This window comes from Vibrio penaeicida, assembly GCF_019977755.1.
Lineage (GTDB): Bacteria > Pseudomonadota > Gammaproteobacteria > Enterobacterales > Vibrionaceae > Vibrio > Vibrio penaeicida.
Genome location: NZ_AP025144.1, coordinates 74,834 through 94,707, shown reverse-complemented (window position 1 = coordinate 94,707; position 19,874 = coordinate 74,834). Strand labels below are relative to the sequence as shown.

Sequence of the window (19,874 nt, the reverse complement as noted above, 5' to 3'; positions counted from 1 at the left end):
ATGTACCAGATTTTAGGAAAAAGCCTAGGAATATGTGATCTCAAACGGTGAAAAGTGGCGCTATTTGTAACATTTGAGTTAATTAAACCATTTTGATACCCGAAAACTTGATTTTCGAGGCGTAAAAAGTCGATTGACAAACATGCCAATTGATCGCTGAATAGGTCTGACTCTATCGTGTAAGCAAACTCATTCCGACTGCACCACACTGGTGCAACCGCAGATCATTATGGTGCAACATGAAGCACCAAAATCGCGAATGAAGTTATAACTGCATGATATTTAAAGGATCTATTTTTTTGGCACACTTTTAGCTTTCACAGAACTGTCATCGATTAATGCTATTAAATGTTCAAATTAATCAATGCCGGTTTAACTAAACTTGTGCACCAACGCTTTAATAACACTGGAGGTTATCCAAGATGTCAGTAGAAAACGTTCTATCGTTAATCCAAGAAAACGAAGTTAAGTTTGTTGACCTACGCTTTACCGACACTAAAGGTAAAGAACAGCACATTTCTATCCCTGCTCACCAAATCGATGCAGACTTCTTCGAAGAAGGTAAAATGTTCGATGGTTCTTCTGTTGCTGGCTGGAAAGGCATCAACGAGTCAGACATGGTGATGATGCCGGATGCATCAAGCGCAGTTCTTGACCCATTCACTGAAGATGCAACGCTAAACGTACGTTGTGACATTCTAGAGCCTGCTACTATGCAAGGCTACGACCGTGACCCTCGCTCTATCGCTAAGCGCGCTGAAGAATACATGCGCTCATCTGGCGTAGCGGACACTGTTCTTGTTGGTCCTGAGCCAGAATTCTTCCTATTTGACGATGTGAAATTTAACACTGACATGTCTGGTTCTTTCTTTAAGATTGACGACATCGAAGCAGCTTGGAACACAGGTTCTGAAATTGAAGGCGGTAACAAAGGCCACCGTCCAGGCGTTAAAGGTGGTTACTTCCCAGTAGCACCAGTTGATTCATCTCAAGATATCCGTTCTGCTATGTGTTTGATCATGGAAGAAATGGGTTTAGTTGTTGAAGCACACCACCATGAAGTTGCGACTGCTGGTCAAAACGAAATCGCTACACGTTTCAACACGTTGACTGAAAAAGCGGATGAAATCCAAATTTACAAATACGTGGTACACAACGTTGCACACGCATTTGGTAAGACAGCGACATTCATGCCTAAGCCACTCGTTGGTGACAACGGTAGCGGCATGCACGTACACCAATCTCTAGCGAAAGACGGTGTTAACCTATTCGCTGGCGACAAGTACGGCGGCCTATCTGAAATGGCGCTTCACTACATTGGCGGTATCATCAAGCACGCTCGCGCAATCAACGCATTCGCGAACGCTTCTACGAACTCATACAAGCGTCTTGTACCTGGCTTCGAAGCACCTGTAATGCTTGCATACTCTGCACGTAACCGTTCTGCTTCTATCCGTATCCCTGTGGTACCAAGCCCGAAAGCACGTCGTATCGAAGTACGTTTCCCAGATCCAACAGGAAACCCATACCTAGCGTTTGCTTGTATGCTTATGGCTGGTCTTGACGGTATCAAGAACAAGATCCACCCTGGTGAAGCAATGGATAAAGACCTTTACGACCTTCCAGCTGAAGAAGCAGCAGAGATCCCAACAGTTGCGGAATCTCTACAAGAAGCGCTTACAGCACTAGACGAAGATCGTGAGTTCCTAACTGCAGGTGGCGTATTCTCTGATGACTTCATCGATTCTTACATCACATTGAAGTCTAAAGAAGTTGAGCAAATCAACATGACTACTCACCCACTAGAGTTTGAACTTTACTACTCAGTGTAAAATTGATGTAACTATTTACATAATTATTAGGCTCGCCTCGCAGGCGGGCCTTTTTTATATTTCACTCTAATTAACAAGCCCTTAGCATTAGGTTAAAACTCCAGCATTTTAGCGTGACGCCCAACCTTACTTAAAAATACAATCAGAGGCGCAGCTTATAACTTTTAACGTACTCTACACTGGTGCTTACAATGAAACTGATCACCCTACTTACTGTGCTTAGTTTGATGATTGTTCCTGCCGCCATTGCCCAAACTGTCTACTCATGGGTCGATGACGACGGCATCCTTCATATCAGCGACACCCCCCCCGATGGCCCTGCCAATAAAAAGGAATCGTTTGTTTTACCAAACGCCAAAACAAGTGCTCCCGATCCTGTTTTTACACCAGCAAAACCACTGAAAAATAAACAGACCGCTAAGACCAAGGCAGAACAAAAGAAAAAGCCAAAGAAGGCGGCTCCACTGTCTCTTTCTATTAGCAATCTAGAGCAAAATCAAACCATCCGAAGCAATCGCGGCATCATCAATGTTCAAGTGGATCAAAACCGAAAACTGGGCATTGGTGAGCGACTCCAATTGATGCTCGATGGGAAGCCTTACGGCGCGCCACAAAACAAGCCACTGTGGCAGCTTATTAATGTCGATAGAGGCACTCATGTACTTGCTGTACAAGCAGTTAGAGACGGCAAGCTTATTGCATCTACCTCTCCAGTAACGGTGCATTTGCATCGAGCGAGGGTGAAATCCACGGGATAATAAGGATTAACGAGCCAATTTCGGCTTATTAACTTTTTCTTTTAAGGTTCATGCTCCATACTAAACAAGCGACGCACCATTTTGGTGCAAACTATAAGGTAAGGACATGACCACCCTCGATCTGCGCTCTACCGCCATTCTCGATAACATCGTCACAGCCACCATGCTGCTAGATGAGCAGCTCGCCGTGCACTACGCTAACCCAGCAGCAGAACTGCTTTTCTCACAAAGTGCAAAACGCCTTCAAACCTGTAAGCTCGCAGAATTGATCCAACACGCTTCAATGGATCTGAGCATGCTGACCCAACCATTACAGACAGGTCAGAGCATCACAGACAGCGACGTCACCTTCGTGATTGATGGAAAACCGACAATGGTCGAAGTCACGGTCAGCCCTTTTACTTGGGAAAAGCAACTTCTCTTGTTGGTTGAACTTCGAAAGATTGGTCAGCAACGCCGATTAAGCCAAGAGTTGAATCAACACGCTCAACAACAAGCTGCAAAAGTTCTGGTTCGAGGGCTCGCCCATGAAATCAAGAACCCTTTAGGGGGGCTTCGCGGCGCGGCGCAGCTTTTATCCAAAATGCTGCCGGATCCAAGCCTAGGCGAATACACGCAAATCATTATTGAGCAGGCTGATAGGCTTCGCGCGCTGGTCGACCGTTTACTTGGTCCCCAAAAGCCAGGTGAGAAACGGGAAGCCAATCTTCACCTCGCACTAGAAAAAGTCCGTCAGCTCGTCGAATTAGAATCAAAAAAATCGCTCTCTATCAAGCGTGATTACGATCCGAGTTTACCGCCACTCATGATGGATTCTGACCAAATTGAGCAGGCATTACTGAACATTGTCAGTAACGCCGCACAAATTCTAGGCGACCAACAACACGGGGAAATTGTGCTTCGCACCAGAACGGTGCATCAAGCTAACATTCATGGGCAGCGCTACAAACTGGCTGCCAAGTTAGACATTATCGATAACGGTCCAGGTATTCCTGGCGAGCTTCAAGACACGCTATTTTACCCCATGGTGAGTGGGCGTGAGGGTGGCACAGGGCTCGGGCTATCGATCTCACAAAACTTAATCGACCAGCATCAGGGAAAAATCGATGTCGAAAGCTGGCCTGGAAAAACCACATTCACCATAATTTTACCAATCAAATGATCAGGTATTGCTGTTAGGAGAGAGCGCAATGAGTAAAGGCTTTGTATGGGTCGTTGATGACGACAGTTCTATCCGCTGGGTTATGGAAAAAACCTTATCTTCGGCGCAAATTCAGTGCGAGACGTTTGCCGATGCCGAAAGCGTGCTTATGGCGTTAGAACGGCAAGTACCTGATGTACTAGTGTCCGACATACGTATGCCCGGCATCGATGGTTTAGACCTACTTAAAGAAGTTCATCAGCAGTACCCAGACTTACCCGTCATTATCATGACGGCGCACTCGGACCTCGATGCAGCCGTAAACGCCTATCAAAAAGGCGCATTTGAATACCTGCCGAAGCCTTTCGATATCGATGAGACCCTAACACTCGTTGAGCGCGCCATCGCGCACAGTCACGAACAAAAGAGGCATCAAGAAAGCACCGATCCCCTTATCAGCGACGCCCCAGAGATCATCGGTGAAGCCCCTGCCATGCAGGAAGTATTTCGTGCTATTGGGCGTTTATCTCGTTCTTCCATTTCGGTTTTAATAAACGGCGAATCTGGTACTGGTAAAGAACTGGTCGCTCATGCTTTACACCGCCATAGCCCTAGGGCGAAAAGCCCTTTCATTGCTTTGAACATGGCTGCGATCCCTAAAGATTTGATCGAGTCTGAGTTATTTGGTCATGAAAAAGGCGCATTTACTGGGGCAAACACCGTTCGCCAAGGGCGCTTTGAACAAGCCAATGGCGGCACTCTGTTCCTAGATGAAATTGGCGACATGCCACTGGATATCCAGACTCGTTTACTGCGAGTTTTGGCAGACGGGCAATTTTACCGTGTTGGCGGTCACTCTCCCATCAATGTGGACGTTCGTATCATTGCAGCCACCCACCAAAACCTAGAAAAGCTGGTTCATGATGGTGACTTTCGTGAAGATCTCTTCCATCGCCTGAATGTTATCCGCGTACACATCCCCGCTCTACGTGAACGTAAGCAAGACATTGAGAAACTCACGCAACACTTTTTGAACCTCGCCGCCGAAGAGCTGGGCGTGGAAATGAAAACCTTGCATCCAGATACGGTTATTAACCTCAACCAACTGCCTTGGCCTGGTAACGTTCGTCAATTAGAAAACATTTGTCGATGGCTAACCGTAATGGCCAGCGGGAATGAAGTTTTGCCTTCTGACTTACCGCGAGAACTGTTCGAAGAGACAAAATCCGTGCCCAATTCTCATGAAAATGGCGGTTGGCAGTCTCAACTAGAAGAATGGGCGAAAGAAGCTCTGACTTCTGGCGAAACTGAGCTCCTTTCTTATGCACTCCCCGAATTTGAACGTATACTTTTAAAAACAGCGCTAAATCACACTAACGGTCATAAGCAGGATGCCGCTAAAGTTCTAGGATGGGGACGGAATACGCTCACCAGAAAGCTAAAAGAGTTAAACATTTAGTCGAATTGTTCAAAAAAAACTCGCTAGCTTGATATCTAGCCTTTACAATAGCGCCTCCAATCTTGATTACAGGATGGCGTTCACTAACTGTATGTAGGGCAATGGCGAATAAAAAGATAACTTTACGAATGGCTGTCATTTTACCCTTTGTGATCGTGTTCATGTTCACATTTGGGGTAATTGCCTTCGTTCAAAAGAGCAGCTTCGAGAATATGGTGTCTAATTTGAGCCATAAGCAGCTCATGGCTTTTACTGAGAACGTGAAAAGCCGTTTGTCGATCTTTTTAGATGAGCCCTATCAAGCCAACATTACGTTAAGTAAATCCGTCGAATTTAACGGGCTGTATCAGGTCGGTAACCTCAATCAAATCGAGAATTTCCTCTCCTTAAGTTTTAATCATTTATACAAAAACATCCCCCACTTAGATGTGGTCGGTTTTGGTGGTAAAGAAGGCGAGTTTGTCGGCTTTAGGCGAGAGCCTACTTCTGATTTTACCTTGATGCTTCAAGACAAACGCACCGAAAACGATTTGGTTATCTACTCGGGGAGAAATGTCGAATCGGGTGCCAAATCCACCTTCCAGGGCTATGACCCTAGAATTCGTCCATGGTATGTCCCAGCGGCAGAATCGCGCTCCCCATCGTGGTCTAACATTTACACCAATGCCGATGAACGCCAAGAAATTACCTTATCCGCAACGACCCCTGTGATTGTGAGCGATGAGCTGATTGGTGTCATGGTCGCTGATATTAAAATCGACACGTTCAACAATTTCCTTGTGGACCAAAAAAAGAGAACGGCTGCCTCCATTTTTATCTTCGATCAGGATAACCGCTTGGTGGCGCATTCGGATAACTCTAGCGTGGTATCCAAAGGCACGCCGATGACCATAAAAGGGCAGCGGCTACAAATGACAGAAAGTACGAACCCTGTTGTACAAACAAGTGCAAAGTACATCGCGAGCAACCGTTTGGAAGCTAAAAGTCAGCCAGTAATGTTTGACTACGTTGCCAATGGGGATCGCTACTTCAATAAATTGTCTCGCTACACCAACCCATACGGTCTGGAATGGTACATTGTCGTTACCATTTCTGAGCACGATTTGTTAGGTGACTTACCAGAGCAACAACAACGTGGTTGGCTGATTGGTATGACCTTCAGCTTATTGGGCTTTTTGATCGGTGTATTGGTGTTCAATCGCATTACACACCCAATTACAACGACAGCGAACGCAGCGCGAGAAATAGCTAAAGGCGATTGGGACAGCCCGATGCCAGAACCGGGCAAAGTCTTTGAAACCAGCATGTTGGTGTCGGCATTCAACAACATGACTCAAAACTTAAAGGCGTCATTTGAAGCACTACGAACTCAGTTGGTCTACGACTCTTTAACTCAGCTCTACAGCCGCCAAGGTCTCATCGAAACGAGCAGTAATCTGAAATCTTCTCTACCTGGATCTTTGATTCTCATTGGCATCGATCGCTTCCGAGACATCAACGACAGCTTAGGTCATTACAGTGGCGATCAACTGTTAACCATTATTGCTCAGCGATTAAAGAATATTTGCCACGAACGCGTATTGCTTGCCAGAGTCGCAGGTGATGAGTTCGCTATTTATGATCCTAGAAATGGCTCTGAAATGGCAGTCGAGCAGTTAGTCACTCGAATAAAACAGTCGTTTAGCTCACCATTCAATATGGGTACGGAGACAGTGGTCGTCAATGTCTCCATAGGTATTGTTTTATCCTGCGATAAAAATGATATGAGCACATGGCTACGCAACAGCAGCATCGCCTTAAGCCACGCCAAGCAGGACGCGCTCCGCGTTGTGTACTACCGCCCTGAAATGGCCGATGTTTCTCGTAAGAAAACACAAACTCTCGCCAACCTAAATGAAGCGATTGCCAACAGTGAATTTGTCCCGTTTTATCAGCCCATCATTGATTTAGAAAGTGGTGAAATCCTAGGAGCTGAAGCCTTGGCGCGTTGGGTCTCGGAAGAAAATGGGGTCGTACCACCTCTCGACTTTATCCCTGTTGCAGAAGAAAGCGGCTTAATTGGCGACATTGGTTCGCAAATCTTACTGAAAGCATGCAGTGATACCGCCAATGCCATTCAAAATGGGCAATGGCACCCCGAATTCAGCTTGCATGTTAACCTCTCCGTGAATCAATTATCCCAACCAGGGTTTACTGAAGAGTTGGAAATGGTGCTTAAGTACACACGGCTAAACGCCCAAAACTTAACGCTTGAGATTACAGAATCGAGAATCGTCGATAATGACCCGATTATCTTGAAAAACATGCAAGCCATTAAAGACTTAAACATTAAGATTGCCATTGATGACTTTGGAACTGGTTATTCATCGCTTGCTTATCTCCACAAATTGCCCTTTGATTGCTTGAAAATCGACCGATCGTTCATCGTTCAATTAGAAAGGGAGCAAATAGAAACGTCTGTCGTCGCCGCTATTGTGAACATCACAAAGGGCTTCAAGGTGAATCTTGTGGCTGAAGGGGTCGAAACCACAGAGCAAGCCGAACTTCTCCGCTTACTCGACTGCCCTCAAGCGCAAGGATTTTTGTTTAGCCGACCGGTTCCTTTCTCAGAATGGCCAACAGATTTAGTGAACATTAAAGAAAAGCAGCACTGATCAAACAATAATCTGTTCTTATGGTACTGACAGTTTACTAAATGATTTTTATACTTAGGCGAATTAGCCGAAACTCGTCGCATTTAGGAAGTAAACATGATCACCAAAAACCTGCCTTTAACTGATATTCACCGCCACCTCGACGGTAACGTCCGTAGCCAGACGATTCTTGATCTTGGCAAAAAATTTGGCGTGGCACTTCCCGCATACGATTTGGAAGCGCTTCGTCCGCACGTACAAATTGTTGAAGCTGAGCCTTCACTCGTTGCATTTCTGTCCAAGTTAGACTGGGGTGTAGCCGTACTGGGTGACTTGGATGCATGCCGTCGTATTGCTTACGAAAACGTAGAAGACGCATTGAATGCTCAAATCGATTACGCTGAGCTTCGTTTCTCGCCTTACTACATGGCAATGAAACACAAACTGCCTATTGAAGGTGTAGTAGAAGCGGTTATTGATGGGGTACAAGCTGGTTCACGCGACTACGGTGTAAAAACCAACCTTATCGGAATTATGAGCCGTACGTTTGGCCAAGATGCTTGCCAACAAGAACTGGACGGTTTACTTGCACACAAAGACAAATTGGTTGCTATTGACCTAGCCGGTGATGAACTTGGTCAACCAGGTGATCGCTTTATTAACCACTTCAAGCAGGTTCAAGACGCAGGCTTACAAGTTACAATTCACGCAGGTGAAGCAGCAGGTGCAGAAAGTATGTGGCAAGCGATTCAAGAACTTGGCGCTGTCCGTATCGGGCACGGCGTGAAAGCGATTCACGATCCTAAGTTGATGGATTACCTTGCTGAACACGGTATTGGTATTGAATCTTGCCTAACGTCTAACTTCCAAACCAGCACGGTTGATTCACTGGCTAACCACCCGCTGAAAACCTTCCTAGAGCACGGCGTGAAAGCGTGTATTAATACCGATGACCCAGCAGTTGAAGGTATTGAGCAGCCTTATGAATTTGAAGTGGCAGCTCCAGCAGCAGGCTTGAGCCAAGAGCAAATTCGCCAAGCACAAATCAATGGCTTGGACATCGCATTCCTATCCGACGCTGAGAAAGAAGCGCTACGTGAAATGGCAAAAAATCGCTGATAGTTAGAAAATTAAAGAAGAAAGGAGGCGAAAGCCTCCTTTCTTATAAGCGGTAAAAAAATCGCTTAAATATACTTGATTCAACATGCTTTGAGTAACATTAGTTGAATTATCGATTTAATCATCTACGTATCATCACGCCTGAAAAATAGCTTATTCACTACCAGAACAATAATGTAGCTCAATACCAAAATACTCGCGTAATCCATAAACGTTTCTTCGCCGTCTGAAAACTCATGGATAGTACTCATTACGAAGTTAATGAGAAGCGTAATAACGGCAATAATTTGAATATAGATCATGATCATTGTTTCCCGTTAATATTGCCGTATTCATATAAATTCTCTAATTTTTCCTCGTCTTCTTTTGTCATGGTTTTTTCAATAGGGTTATATAGGAGACCAATTCCACAATAAGCAAGATCTTTTACTTCATTAAAATCCAACGTATCAATTTGATTATTAAATAAACGGAGAAATGTTAAAGATGAAAGATGGTTAACATTTTTCACTTCTTTAATTTTATTTCGTGTAATTACCAACTCCTCCAAATTTTCCACACCTTCCATTTTTCCAATTTCAGTTAGGTTTCCACCGTAAAATGTTAATTTTTTGAGAGAAGGAAGATTTTTGAGTCCATCCATAGTTTCAAGTTTACTATGTTCAATAATTATCTCCTCCAATTTAGGAAGATTACTAAGTCCTTTTAAGTTTTTTATGGAAGTATTCTTCAGGATAAGTTTCTTTAACTTATTATTTTTAGAAAAGTCTGGAATACTATTGTTTATTTCACCACCAGCAATTACATACTCTACATTCTCTGGAATAATGGTATGCGAGTAGTCATTATCTGAACCAAAACTTAGTTTCTTAAGATTAACTAGACCTTTCAACCCAATGGACTTTACGTTTTTCTCAGTCGGCAAGTATAATGATTCCAATTTACCAAGATTTGATAAATTAAATATCACCTCTGTATCCAAAGTATTATCTCTAGAGTAAAACAAGTCTAATACTTCAAGGTTATTAAGCTCTTCAAAATCAGAAAGCCTCATATAAGCACCAACTAAAGAGGATGCTTTAATATATTCCTGATATTTTATATTATTTATTTTTATTTCTTTTTCTGAATATAAATCTAAAACTTCAAGTTTGCTTTCTATTGGTAGACTTATAATTCCATCGCTTAATTTATTTATTCTTACTTGTTTCAGATTTTTTAATGTAGTTAGATCTAATTCTTTTATTTTACTATTATTAAACTCTAATGACAAATATTCCAAGCTTTTAAGGGATGATATAAAATCCATTAATTCTCTATGACTATGTTGCTTATTAGATAATATATGAAGAACTAGTTGGATTATGTGTCCATTTTCATTAATTACAACATGATTTTTATATTTCTTATAATTATAAAAGTTTATATACTTACCACCATTAAAAGATGCTCTCTTAAACATCCGAACTACAGAACTATTATCAATTATAGATTCTGATTCAGGTAAATAATTCATACGTTTTCCTGCTTCTAAAACGTACGAATACCCTATATATCCATCATGTATTTCAACAAAGCTCTTAGCCTCAGATGAGTAGCTTAGTATCATTTTTCGCTCTGTCATTTCATAAGCGATCAACGGAAATGAGTAGAAAATAAATATTGAAATTAATAGCTTACTAATCAAAATTAACCCTTTTTATCAATGTGGGCTTCACATTAAAATGTGCGTGATTCCATAAATGTGATTTATAGAACGGTTGATTTTCTGGTGGCGTAAAAATCCCCATTTCGAGAAGAACATAAATGGCTTGATGCTCCAGATATTTACAGCCTAAATTGGAATAACACGTTTCTTGCAGCCCAATATAAAGTAAAGAGGGATCGTTTTGGGTGCCAAAATTCACTTCATTAAAAGATAGATTTTTAATGAGTTCAGGAGGACCAAATTTTTCTTCATTGTATTTAGTTCTAGCTTTGACCTCTTCATAGTAATCAATCACATGGTCGACGCTATGTATGCCATCAAACCAAAGAGTTCGTAACCACGCAATATCAAAATCAACACGTTCTTTAATTTGCTCTCGTGAATACAGAGCTTTCCCATCTGGTGTTTTCATTAAGTAAAGTGGAATAATTGCACGCCATGAGAGCTTACCAAGATTAACGCCTTTACTGCTTATTACACCGTCTTGGTGATAGTCTTCTATGGTATGGATAGGGTTGTTATCTGTCTGTGAAAAAAACCTTTCGTCGATTATATATGCATCACGTATCGCAACCTAAGGCGTATGAATTAAAGAAGGCTATTCAGTAAAAAAAGTTGAGCGGGGTTCTCATAAATCTTGACTAGGAATGTAACTGATACAAGAGTTACTTATCGTTGGGGCGTAGAAGAGAAGTAGGGCTTTTAAGACAAAGGCAAAGACGAAGGAAGGCTTTCACCTTCCTATGAAGTTTTATGAAGCTTGAAATCTACGCAACACCATGCCCTTTAGAAGCGGTCCATACTCGATACCATTGTTCACGGATTAACGAGATGTTTTTGGCTGCGACTGCGGTTTTTACGCGTTCTATTTTACCACTTCCAATGATAGGGATTGGGCGTGAGGGTAACGCCATCACCCAAGCAAACACCACTTGATCAATCGAATCGGCAGACACTTCTTCTTTTATCTCTTCCAGCACAGTCAGCACGCGGTTATCTTGCTCAGTTGATGAGTTGAAAAGGTTGCCTCCAGCCAAACATGACCAAGCCATTGGGCGGCGACGTTGAGCTTGCAACTGATGCAATGTTCCATCTTCGAGGCTTTGCATGTTGATGGGGTTAATCTCTACTTGGTTGGTCACTAACGTGACATCTAAATAGGATTGAAGAGAAGAAAACTCATGTGTCGTGAAGTTAGAAACACCGAAATTCAACACTTTACCTGAGCGTCTTAACACTTCAAATGCTTCGGCGACCTCTTCTGGTTGAAGCAAAATATCAGGTCGGTGCAATAACAGTGTATCGACATGCTCTACACCCAGCTGATTGAGTGAGCGCTCTACCGATCCGATTATCTCACCACGACCGCTGTCATAGTACGCAATTCCCCCTTCGGTTTGAGGAGCGATAATGCCTAACTTAGTAATGATATGGAGTTGCTCCCGGATGGAGGGCTCAAGTGCTAGTGCCTCACCAAACAAGGCTTCGCAAGGGACATCACCGCCATAAATAGCAGCATGATCTACGGTGGTTATTCCCAACTCTATGTGCTGCTTAACAAAATCTAGCCTCTGAGCAGGTGACATCCCCCACTCACCCATTCGCCAATACCCTTGTATAAATTCAATATCAGCTAACGGGTCGTTTTGATATACACCCATACTATTTTGTTGATAATTAGACATTTTCACCTCAAACCTCATAAACGTAATACCTAAATATTAGACGGTGCTTTGTTGCGATTAAACCTCACATTCAGAATTAACTATTCTTTATAGAGAACAATAAAATGTACTATAAGGAACAATAGAGACTTCATGGTTTGGGTGAAAGATGAAACTGCCACAAGAGATGCGATTGCATAAACGATTCGAACGCTATTATTTATTCAGTGTTGTGGCGGAATGCCTGAATTTTGGGCAAGCTGCCGATAAATTGGGGATTTCACGCAGCTATTTGTCTACCCAAATTAATGCCTTAGAGCGCGATCTTGATGTCACCTTACTGATACGTACAACGCGAAGCGTTAGGCTGACTCAATCAGGACAAAAAGTATTGCTGCAAATGCAAGGTGTTACCTCTTCCGTTAATCTTATGGAGAGAGAGATTAGGCAGTCTGCTTCTGCCATCGAAGGGAAGTTAAACATCACCAGTGCGGCTATTTTTGGGCAACGTTACTTGGTGCCTGCGTGCCGAGCCTTTCGAAAACTCCACCCAGACATCACTTTTGATATCGATGTTGGCTACACAAATCAAGATCTGACTCAACAGCCTTTTGACCTTGCGATAAGAGCGACAAGTACCCCGCCAGAAAACATGATAGCCAAGCATTTAATGGACTACCGACATGTATGTTGTGCCTCGCCAGATTATCTCAACACCTTTGGCACGCCATTAACACCTGACGATTTGCGCTCACACAACTGTTTGTCAGACCCACACCTCACGACGTGGCAATACACGGATCAAGGAACGATAAAGGAAACTGAAACAAAAGGAACGTTTTACGCCAACGACAACTTTTTACTTTATGACGCCGCAATAGAGGGTGAAGGCATCATTAAACTGCCTGATTATCTTGTTAAACCGGCACTGAACCGAGGGCAATTATCAGCAATATTGGAGCCTTACTATAGCCAAAAAAGAGAGATCTACTTGGTTTTTCCCCAACAGCTCAAGCACAGTGAAGCACTTTTAGCTTTTATTCAGTTTTTGCAAAGCTGGGTAAACTCTCATTCACCACGTTGAGTCCCGAACTTTAGCTCAATTCACTCTATGGATTATTGGACAACTTCTTTGCTTTTGATCAGCCAGTTTCAAAATATATAGCGAAATGCAGTGAGATCACTCGCACTTCAATACTATTGACGGCATGACATAAGAATCTAATGAATTGATAAGATTATACTTACTGGCTACCAAAACATTGAATAATGCTACAAATTCAGGGAATAAATAACCATTAGAGAGGGAGCTAGTGAATGGTTAAACAGTTAATTTCAAGTAGTCACGGAGTGACCACTCAACCTCAGTTAAAACGGCTATGTGCCGACATTACTGAAACACTCGGAGTCGATTACTACCTAATCGCATTATTTACCCCATTAAACACACAGCATTACGATGTGTTTTTGATCAACAACTATCCAGAAGATTGGATGGAGTGGTACTTCGAACACAATTACCGCCAAAGCGATCCTGTATTGGAGTATGCCAAAAGTGGTGTCGCTCCGATATTGTGGCACCGCGACTTTGATGCTATGCCAACAGACCAACAAGAAGTCATGGAAAAAGCCGTCGAATATGGGCTAAAAGATGGAATTTCAATTCCTATCCATGGGAAAGGCGGCACTATCGGTGTGTTTTCTATCGCGAACAGTGAACACATACCGGATGATAAAGCATTTGAAATTGAAACGAACATGCTTTCTATTTGGCCTTACCTTCATTCTGCTATGAGCCGAGTGAATGTGTGTGAACCAAAAACCTTAACAGACAGAGAAAAAGAAGTACTGACTTGGACCGCCGAAGGTAAAACCTCTTGGGAAGCTTCTCAAATCATTGGGGTGTCTGAAAGTACAATCAATTTCCATATCAAGAATTGCATCAATAAATTGGATGCGGTCAACCGACATCATGCTATCGCTAAAGCCATCATTGGCGGCGTTATTGCACCAGATAAACTGTAGTTTTAATCACTGATGTCTGGTTGAATTGAGAGCCTGGAAAAGATCCAGGCTTATCTCTAACTGAAGTGACTAGTTAATCAACCGGTCAATAATGTCGAAAACACAAACATTGTTGAGGCATGCGCCATTCACTTCTTGTACATCTTGGGTATTCAATTCTTTCATCATTTCGTCCTTTTAATTAGCGTAGAATTCTTTCGATAATGCAGCAGATGCAACATGCACCATTCACTTCTTGTACGTCTTGAGTATTCAATTCTTTCATCATTTCGTCCTTTTAATTAGCGTAGAATTCTTTCGATAATACAGCAGATGCAACATGCGCCATTCACTTCTTGTACGTCTTGAGTATTTAGTTCTTTCATTTTTAGATTACCTAACAACAATTAAAATAGTTCTTTAAGGAATTGTGCCAAACCTTGTCCAGCGGCATAGCACGCCGAGCAAGCGCCATTCACGTCTTGTACATCTTGAGTATTCAGTTCTTTCATTTTTAGATTACCTAACAATTAAAATAGTTCTTTAAGGAATTGTGCTAGACCTTGTCCAGCGGCATAGCATGCCGAGCAAGCACCATTAACGTCTTGTACTTCTTGGGTATTCAGCTCTTTCATTGTCATTTTCCCTTATGCAAAAAATTCTTTAATGGCTCTTGCTAACCCTTGTCCAGCGGCATAGCATGATGAGCAAGCACCGTTTACATCTTGTATTTCTTGAGTATTCAGTTCTTTCATTGTTAGTTTCCTTATGCAAAAAATTCTTTAATCGCTTGAGCTAAAGCTTGACCTGATGCGTAGCATGATGAGCAAGTACCGTTTACATCTTGTATTTCTTGAGTATTCAGTTCTTTCATTTATCTATTCCTTACGTATTAAAATTCTGAAATAAAACCGTGGATGAAGTCTTTAACGTGCTGCCAGCGAGCACCTGAAACCATTTCTAATTCTGTTGTTGTAAGCTCTTTCATTTTATATTCCTTTCTAATTAAAATTCTGACATGAAGCCTAATACGAAATCTTTAACGTGCTGCCAGCGAGCACCTGAAACCATTTCTAATTCTGCTGTTGTAAGCTCTTTCATTTTATATTCCTTTCCAATTAAAATTCTGACATGAAGCCTAATACGAAATCTTTAACGTGCTGCCAGCGAGCACCTGAAACCATTTCTAATTCTGTTGTTGTAAGCTCTTTCATTTTATATTCCTTTCCAATTAAAATTCTGACATGAAGCCTAATACGAAATCTTTAACGTGCTGCCAGCGAGCACCTGAAACCATTTCTAATTCTGCTGTTGTAAGCTCTTTCATTTTTAATTCCTATTTCCATATTGTATTAGAAAATAAAGTCCCTATTACCAGCTCATGATAGATTTAAAAAATATACCATTAGAGGTTGATAACTAATTTATCTAAAAGTTAATATTGAGGAGTTGTCTTCTTTTACTAATTTCTAACGTAGATACCAATGCATGCATTACCCGTATCCCAACCATAACACGTACCAGCACCTGTTACTTTTTCAACTTCATTTGTATTTAGTTCTTTCATTTTTTAATTCCTACTTTTTTATACTATTACTATTTTAATTTGTAATATTCGATGAAGTTTATCTTTCACCTGGAGATCGTACATAGATACCAATGCATGCACTACCTGTATCCCAGCCATAACATGTGCCTGCACCTATTACTTTTTTCACATCATTTACGCTTATTTCTTTCATAATACACACTCTTATTTATTTAAATTTATATCTCGAATATTATCTAGCAAATCGTTTAAAAAGGGTTATTCGAATAAGTATTTCCCATACCACCATTCACGATATTAATGATTTCTTCTTTAGTTACTTCTTTCATAATTAATTCCTAAATACACACCGTTCTATCAAAATCAACTTGATGAGATCCGCCTTTAATTTCTTTCACTTGTAATTGAGTCAGTTGTTTCATGTTATTTCCTTATGCCAAAGCTTCGAGTTTTGGTTTTTCCTGTCTGTTGTCGCTGAGTATCTGCCCTTTTTCACCTAATTTGATGACACGATCGTGCATCTCAATGGTCTCTTTGCGGTGAGCTATCGAAATTCGGGTGATGCCCATTTTTTTGATAACGTTGTTAATGTGTTTTTCGTTTTCTGTATCTAGGCTGCTGGTAGCTTCATCTAAAAACAGTATTTTCGGCTGTTTATAAAAGGCTCTTGCCAATAATATCCGCTGTTTCTGTCCACCCGAGAGAGTGCTACCTAGATCCCCTATCAGGGTTTGAAAGCCTAGGGGCATCTTCATAATTTCTTGTCCTATCGCAGCGAGCCCAGCTGCCCTACCTACCTGCTCTAAATTGGGTGTTTTATCAAACATAGTAATGTTGTCCAGTATCGTACCGCTGAGCAATTGGTCGTCCTGCATCACCGTTGCGATGTCGTCTCGATAAGCGGCTAACCCCATGTGTTGTAAAGCAATATCATCGACCAGCACTTTGCCTTTTGTCGGCTGGTCCAACCCTGTGAGCATTCTCATTAGTGTGGACTTACCGCATCCTGAGTTTCCGGTGAGCACCACGGATTCACCGGGCTGTATTTCTAAGTCGAAACCATCAATCACATCATCATCATTAGGGCTGTATCTGAACGCGACGTTCTCAAGCTTAATACCACCTTTAATCGGTTCTAATTTGGCACGTTCGCTGTGTACATGTTCTTCTTTTTTCGCTATCACAATGTCGGTAACTCGTGACAAGTGAAGCTTTAGCATTCTGAATTCGAACCACTTTTCCACTAGTGAACGTGACTGGTCTGAAAACATTTGTCGGTAGTTTAAGAAGGCATACAACATACCAATGGTCATTGCATGGTCCATCACTAACATGCTGCCTATCCAAATAATCAGTACATGCTCTACACCTGTGATAAATAGGTCTGCCGATTTATGGATAATGCCCAGTCGCTCGCTTCTTACCGAAGCATTCATTTGATCTGCGTATCGGTTTTGCCACCCTGATACTCGCTCCGCTTCATGACCAAAACATTTAACAGTTTGTATCGCTCGGATGCTTTCTAAAAAGTACGAGTCTTCATTCGCTTGGTTTATCAGCTTGTTTCGAACAGCTCTTCTAATGGGTTTAAAGAGCAGAGTTCTCAGTGCAACATATGCCACCAGCATAATCATGACCACATTGGCTAATGATGCGTTGTAGTAGTACATGATCCCTATGGCAGTCAGCATCATCACGCCATCAATAAAGGCTTCCACAAATCCGGTAGAGAGCATTCGATTGACTTCATCTAACGATGAGAATCGGCTTGTAATGTCTCCAATGTGTCGCTTCGCAAAAAAGTCTGACGGCAATCGAATAAGGTGCGTAAACAAGTTATTGCTGAGCTGGTAATTCAGTTGCGTCGCGACAAACGTGACCACCCAGCTTCGTAGTGCAAATGTGATTGCCCTAAATAGGTGTAAGCTCACAAACGCAATACCGAGTACCATCAATAAGTCGCTATCTCCGGTGGTAATAACCTCATCTATCGTTAGCTGGATAAAATAAGGGGTTAACAAAGCAAATATCTGGATAAAAGCCGTTAGCGCTAAAATTTGTGTAATGGATGGCAGTAACCCTTGAATTCTTGACCACAAGTGGCGGATGCCTAATTCCGTTGTTTCATTAACTTCTTCGAATTCTTCTGCTGGCATAAACTCCAGCGCAACACCGGTAAATTGTTCTGATACCTGCTCCAGCGATACTTTTTGCTCACCAAGCGCTGGGTCATGAATGATGCAGTGCTTTTTACCTACAGATTTCAACACAACATAGTGATCGAAGTTCCAGTGCAGCAGTGCAGGCAGCTTCAGTTCGGTTAGATGCTCCATGTCCAATTGGAGAGGTCTTGTACTCAATTTCAATGTTGAGGCGATATCAATCAGTACATTGAGACCCGTTCCTTTCTGCGACAGGGGGAAGCGCTGTCGCAATGTATCGATGTCTGTTTTGTATCCGTGATACGTAGCAATCATCGCGATACAGGTTAATCCACACTCCGCTACTTCACTTTGGTAATAGACGGGCAATTTGTTTTTGAATGAAAAATTCAGATTACTTAAAAAACTCATATTTCAAATTGCTCCTTTGCGTACCGAATTGGTTCCAATAGCCATGTCATGATAGGCATGGACTTCCCTTTGATATCGATGATTGCTTGCATGCCTACTGTTAGGTCATGACGAATCGATCCATCCACAATGCTTTGCTGCGGCAAACTCACTAATAGCCTGTAGCTTGCTGCTTTTGCCGAATCTTTATCGACACTTGCCGTATCCGCGATGTAGCTGACTACACCCGTTAATGTTCCGTATTTTTGGTAAGGGAAAGCCGATAACTTCACTTGTACTTCTTGCCCGACTTCCACCATTTTTAAGCTGTTTGAAGACACTTGCATTTCGACGTGCAGTTCACTCTCTTCTGGCACAATGGTCATCGCCAGTGTGTCGAGTTCAATACGTTCACCGGGTCTTACGGCGACAGAGCGTACCCTGCCAGACACTTTGGCAATTAACGTTTCACCTTTACTGCTCAGGCTTTCTATTTCCGAATGCTCTAGCTGATCGATTTTTTGTTCTAAGTTCGCTATTTCAGTTTTACGCTGACGCTCCAATAGTTCGTGTTCTACGTTCAGCGCTAATAATTCTTGCTTGGCAATATCCAATTGCGACAGCTGATCATCTCTCTCTATATTGAGTGTTGAGAGTAAGACTTCTTGTTGAAGCAAAACATCTTCAGATATATATTTATCTTTATATAGTGTGTTTAATTTATTGTATTTCTTACTTTCTATTCTTATTTTATTATTTATATTCTTAAGCCGATTTCCATTACGGGATATCGTTGAATTCTGCATTTTCTTTTTATTATCAATCAATGACATTTTAGATTGGTAAATATCATTGGTTGTCTGAATCTGGTGATTCAGTGTCGTTATCATTTGTTTTGTCAGAGCTCTTAATTGGTGGCTACTCGCCTCACCTGTTTCGACATACCGCTCATAGCTTATCGTTGCCAACGGCTGCCCTTTTTTGACTAACTGCCCCTCCTCTATGTACACCTCACTCAAATACCCGTTCGATGTTGAGTACACCTCACTTAGCCCATTTTCAGGGAGTAAATACCCCGTCGCCTGAGCCTTTGGAGAGTAAGAACCAAAACTAATAAATAGCACCACAAAGGTAACAATTAAGGCGATGAGCAACGTAACCCACCAATGTGACAAATGCGTATTTATAATGACTTTGCCATCCAGCCTTTTAAAATAGGCTTCTTTGGCTTTTTTTCTGAATAACGATTCTTCAGACATACTCCCTCCGGCTCAACGTTTGGCTATTCCACTACGCGGTTTTTTAAGAACAGACGCGAGTCCGATCGACTGTTCTTACCTGGGTAGTGACTGGCTGACTTAATGCAATTCGCATTGTCCATAGCTTCACCTTCACTCTGTGGTTTCACCAAAATCACACACAACCCATTGGCTACCACCAGAAACGGCGTTCAAC

At 42.1% G+C, this 19,874-nt stretch carries 14 protein-coding genes; 8 read left to right on the top strand and 6 right to left on the bottom strand.

Features of this window, described 5'->3' with window-relative positions:
• The first annotated feature begins 422 nt into the window (after positions 1-422).
• From glnA to add, 6 genes are all read left to right on the top strand, one after another.
• A complete protein-coding gene (glnA, locus tag LDO37_RS00425; RefSeq protein ID WP_126608757.1) occupies positions 423-1,832 on the top strand; it encodes a glutamate--ammonia ligase in 1,410 nt (469 codons plus the stop codon).
• Positions 1,833-2,023: 191 nt separating this feature from the next.
• The gene (locus tag LDO37_RS00420; RefSeq protein ID WP_126608758.1) at positions 2,024-2,590 is read left to right on the top strand and encodes a DUF4124 domain-containing protein; all 567 of its coding nucleotides are present in this window, start codon (positions 2,024-2,026) and stop codon (positions 2,588-2,590) included.
• A 106-nt stretch (positions 2,591-2,696) separates the two neighbouring features.
• Positions 2,697-3,752 carry a nitrogen regulation protein NR(II) gene (gene glnL, locus LDO37_RS00415; RefSeq protein ID WP_126608759.1) on the top strand — a complete coding sequence of 352 codons (1,056 nt, stop codon included), beginning with the start codon at positions 2,697-2,699 and terminating at the stop codon, positions 3,750-3,752.
• Positions 3,753-3,780: 28 nt separating this feature from the next.
• Positions 3,781-5,190: a nitrogen regulation protein NR(I) gene (glnG, locus tag LDO37_RS00410; RefSeq protein ID WP_126608760.1), complete on the top strand. Its 1,410-nt coding sequence runs from the start codon at positions 3,781-3,783 to the stop codon at positions 5,188-5,190.
• A 101-nt stretch (positions 5,191-5,291) separates the two neighbouring features.
• Positions 5,292-7,844, top strand: coding sequence for a phosphodiesterase GepA (locus tag LDO37_RS00405; RefSeq protein WP_126608761.1), 2,553 nt, complete (start codon positions 5,292-5,294; stop codon positions 7,842-7,844).
• A 96-nt stretch (positions 7,845-7,940) separates the two neighbouring features.
• Positions 7,941-8,942 carry an adenosine deaminase gene (gene add / locus LDO37_RS00400; protein WP_101114612.1) on the top strand — a complete coding sequence of 334 codons (1,002 nt, stop codon included), beginning with the start codon at positions 7,941-7,943 and terminating at the stop codon, positions 8,940-8,942.
• 125 nt (positions 8,943-9,067) lie between these two features.
• Here the strand turns inward: add and LDO37_RS00395 are convergent, their stop codons facing one another.
• From LDO37_RS00395 to LDO37_RS00380, 4 genes are all read right to left on the bottom strand, one after another.
• The gene (locus tag LDO37_RS00395; protein ID WP_185829871.1) at positions 9,068-9,244 is read right to left on the bottom strand and encodes a hypothetical protein; all 177 of its coding nucleotides are present in this window, start codon (positions 9,242-9,244) and stop codon (positions 9,068-9,070) included.
• A gap of 2 nt (positions 9,245-9,246) precedes the next feature.
• Positions 9,247-10,629, bottom strand: a complete 1,383-nt coding sequence (locus LDO37_RS00390) for a leucine-rich repeat domain-containing protein (protein ID WP_224055292.1) — start codon at positions 10,627-10,629, stop codon at positions 9,247-9,249.
• Positions 10,622-11,062 (bottom strand): hypothetical protein, encoded by a 441-nt coding sequence (locus tag LDO37_RS00385; protein ID WP_126610064.1) that lies wholly within the window; start codon positions 11,060-11,062, stop codon positions 10,622-10,624. The genes LDO37_RS00390 and LDO37_RS00385 overlap by 8 nt, the downstream gene beginning before the upstream one ends.
• Before the next feature lie 355 nt (positions 11,063-11,417).
• Entirely contained in the window at positions 11,418-12,311 is an 894-nt protein-coding gene (locus tag LDO37_RS00380) for an aldo/keto reductase (protein WP_126610067.1), read from the bottom strand.
• 172 nt (positions 12,312-12,483) lie between these two features.
• Between LDO37_RS00380 and LDO37_RS00375 the strand changes: the two genes are divergently transcribed.
• Positions 12,484-13,398, top strand: a complete 915-nt coding sequence (locus LDO37_RS00375; protein ID WP_126610065.1) for a LysR substrate-binding domain-containing protein — start codon at positions 12,484-12,486, stop codon at positions 13,396-13,398.
• A gap of 233 nt (positions 13,399-13,631) precedes the next feature.
• Positions 13,632-14,339, top strand: coding sequence for a helix-turn-helix transcriptional regulator (locus LDO37_RS00370; RefSeq protein WP_126610066.1), 708 nt, complete (start codon positions 13,632-13,634; stop codon positions 14,337-14,339).
• A 1,959-nt stretch (positions 14,340-16,298) separates the two neighbouring features.
• On the opposite strand, the gene LDO37_RS00365 is transcribed toward LDO37_RS00370, so the two are convergent.
• Positions 16,299-18,440 carry a peptidase domain-containing ABC transporter gene (locus LDO37_RS00365; RefSeq protein WP_126609045.1) on the bottom strand — a complete coding sequence of 714 codons (2,142 nt, stop codon included), beginning with the start codon at positions 18,438-18,440 and terminating at the stop codon, positions 16,299-16,301.
• Positions 18,437-19,678, bottom strand: coding sequence for an HlyD family secretion protein (locus LDO37_RS00360; protein WP_224055291.1), 1,242 nt, complete (start codon positions 19,676-19,678; stop codon positions 18,437-18,439). The genes LDO37_RS00365 and LDO37_RS00360 overlap by 4 nt, the downstream gene beginning before the upstream one ends.
• Positions 19,679-19,874: the final 196 nt, after the last annotated feature.

What these genes read in the sequence shown, in the direction of transcription:
- glnA (WP_126608757.1), top strand. Translation starts at nt 423, where the DNA reads ATGTCAGTAGAAAACGTTCTATCGTTAATCCAAGAAAACGAAGTTAAG.
- LDO37_RS00420 (WP_126608758.1), top strand. Translation starts at nt 2,024, where the DNA reads ATGAAACTGATCACCCTACTTACTGTGCTTAGTTTGATGATTGTTCCT.
- glnL (WP_126608759.1), top strand. Translation starts at nt 2,697, where the DNA reads ATGACCACCCTCGATCTGCGCTCTACCGCCATTCTCGATAACATCGTC.
- glnG (WP_126608760.1), top strand. Translation starts at nt 3,781, where the DNA reads ATGAGTAAAGGCTTTGTATGGGTCGTTGATGACGACAGTTCTATCCGC.
- LDO37_RS00405 (WP_126608761.1), top strand. Translation starts at nt 5,292, where the DNA reads ATGGCGAATAAAAAGATAACTTTACGAATGGCTGTCATTTTACCCTTT.
- add (WP_101114612.1), top strand. Translation starts at nt 7,941, where the DNA reads ATGATCACCAAAAACCTGCCTTTAACTGATATTCACCGCCACCTCGAC.
- LDO37_RS00395 (WP_185829871.1), bottom strand. Translation starts at nt 9,244, where the DNA reads ATGATCTATATTCAAATTATTGCCGTTATTACGCTTCTCATTAACTTC.
- LDO37_RS00385 (WP_126610064.1), bottom strand. Translation starts at nt 11,062, where the DNA reads ATGAAAACACCAGATGGGAAAGCTCTGTATTCACGAGAGCAAATTAAA.
- LDO37_RS00380 (WP_126610067.1), bottom strand. Translation starts at nt 12,311, where the DNA reads ATGGGTGTATATCAAAACGACCCGTTAGCTGATATTGAATTTATACAA.
- LDO37_RS00375 (WP_126610065.1), top strand. Translation starts at nt 12,484, where the DNA reads ATGAAACTGCCACAAGAGATGCGATTGCATAAACGATTCGAACGCTAT.
- LDO37_RS00370 (WP_126610066.1), top strand. Translation starts at nt 13,632, where the DNA reads ATGGTTAAACAGTTAATTTCAAGTAGTCACGGAGTGACCACTCAACCT.
- LDO37_RS00365 (WP_126609045.1), bottom strand. Translation starts at nt 18,440, where the DNA reads ATGAGTTTTTTAAGTAATCTGAATTTTTCATTCAAAAACAAATTGCCC.
- LDO37_RS00360 (WP_224055291.1), bottom strand. Translation starts at nt 19,678, where the DNA reads ATGTCTGAAGAATCGTTATTCAGAAAAAAAGCCAAAGAAGCCTATTTT.